Source organism: Mesorhizobium sp. M7A.F.Ca.ET.027.02.1.1, assembly GCF_004022985.1.
Classification (GTDB): Bacteria; Pseudomonadota; Alphaproteobacteria; order Rhizobiales; family Rhizobiaceae; genus Mesorhizobium.
This window is the reverse complement of sequence record NZ_RZOL01000715.1, coordinates 1-1,600: the sequence shown is the minus strand read 5'-3', so window position 1 is coordinate 1,600 and position 1,600 is coordinate 1. Positions and strand designations below refer to the sequence as shown.

Sequence of the window (1,600 nt, the reverse complement as noted above, 5' to 3'; positions counted from 1 at the left end):
CTGCAATATTGCGGCTCGGGCCGTGGCGGACGCGGGCGTGGCCCTGGTCCCTCATCGACGACAACGGTGCAGGCGGCAAGAATTGCCGACAGCAACAAGATGACAAAACCCTGCCGCGAAAAGATTGCCGCCAGAAATTTCATGATGATCTCCCACGATCGGTCCCCGGTTACCGATCCTCGCCATTCCCTTGCCGAATGCAACCCCCGTTTGAGCTCGGCAAACGATAACGGCGCCTGGACCGCAAGGGAGGTCAGCGCGCCGCGATGTCTGGCCCATTCGTGGCCCGGCTCTGGCCGATGACCCGGCCGGCAAGCAAGCCTATGCCGAGCCCATCGATGCTCAGGTCAGTCGATTGATGCGTCGGGATGCGCCAGTACGGCGGCCCGCGGCGGTATCTTGCAACCATCACGTTTCCGTGCGATAAATTCCGTGTTCGGGCATTTGCGACCCGGAGAGCGGAACGTTTTGGACGACCTTTCCCCGATACTGTGAATCTCTGACGGCCCCGTTTTCGGCGGGGGGTTTGACCATGCGCCAATGCATGACTGCCGAAGCAACCACCGGGAACTGCCCTTTGCGCCAGGCGGCGGGCGGGACCACCAAAGACTGAACGGGTGAAGGAGTTTCCCCAATGGCCCAGACCGGCACCGTTAAATTCTTCAACGCGACCAAAGGCTTCGGTTTCATCACGCCCGATGGTGGCGCCAAGGATGTGTTCGTCCATATCTCCGCGATCGAAGCCTCCGGCTTGCGCACGCTCGTCGACGGCCAGAAGGTCACCTTCGACGTCGAGCCGGACCGCATGGGCAAGGGCCCCAAGGCCGTCAACCTCCGCGCAGCCTGAGCCATCGGCGCGCCGCATGTCACTCGGACGTGCGACGGAGGCTCCATGCCTGCACCTGGCCTGGAGAGGGATCTGAATTTTTGAAAGGCGCGGCGATCTTCGTCGCGCCTTTTCCTTATCGAAGGCGCGGGCCGGTGATGTCGCCCAGCCGCCAGGTTCTGGGCAACGACTTGCATAAAAACAAAGAGCCAAAGCGTGCCGCAACGTGCTTTAGACGCCCGCAAAACTTTCTCTTGCCGATGACGCTAAAATAAAGGACAAATTTCCACTCGGGCATTTGCCGGCCCGAGACTGGAGTTTATGGGACAAAGGAGCTTCCCATGCCGCAGACCGGCACCGTCAAATTCTTCAACCATGCCAAGGGCTTCGGCTTCATCACGCCCGATGATGGCGCGAAGGATGTTTTCGTCCATATTTCAGCCGTGCAGGCGTCCGGCCTTCCCGGCCTGGAGGATGGCCAGAAAGTGTCGTTCGACACCGAGCCGGACAAGCGCGGCAAGGGACCCAAGGCCGTCAACCTGTCGGTCGGCTGAGCCGGCCTGGACCGGCGATGGTTTTCGCTCCCTGGAGGGCGCGTGACCTTTGACGCCTGTTTTGAATAAATTCGTCGAAATCCGTTCAGCCCCCGTTCAGCCACGGTTGCATATTAGTCTTTGGTAAAGCCGGACCGCATCCCCGAAACTACACGGGCCGGCACGAAGGAGACCGAGATGAACCGAATTTTCAAGACCGCCGTCCTGGCCGCTGCCGTGG

At 60.7% G+C, this 1,600-nt stretch carries 2 protein-coding genes and 1 pseudogene; 2 read left to right on the top strand and 1 reads right to left on the bottom strand.

From position 1 onward, the window contains the following. Window positions 1-143 (bottom strand): annotated as a pseudogene (locus tag EN749_RS39245) (peptidase); the annotation flags it as partial. Between the two features lie 491 nt (window positions 144-634). Between EN749_RS39245 and EN749_RS35445 the strand changes: the two are divergent. Beyond that, a complete protein-coding gene (locus EN749_RS35445; RefSeq protein WP_006202520.1) occupies window positions 635-847 on the top strand; it encodes a cold-shock protein in 213 nt (70 codons plus the stop codon). A gap of 320 nt (window positions 848-1,167) precedes the next feature. Continuing rightward, window positions 1,168-1,380 carry a cold-shock protein gene (locus tag EN749_RS35440; RefSeq protein ID WP_013530020.1) on the top strand — a complete coding sequence of 71 codons (213 nt, stop codon included), beginning with the start codon at window positions 1,168-1,170 and terminating at the stop codon, window positions 1,378-1,380. Window positions 1,381-1,600 lie beyond the last annotated feature (220 nt).

Excerpts from the sequence above, each read along its gene's own strand:
- EN749_RS35445 (WP_006202520.1), top strand. The coding sequence starts at position 635 with ATGGCCCAGACCGGCACCGTTAAATTCTTCAACGCGACCAAAGGCTTC.
- EN749_RS35440 (WP_013530020.1), top strand. The coding sequence starts at position 1,168 with ATGCCGCAGACCGGCACCGTCAAATTCTTCAACCATGCCAAGGGCTTC.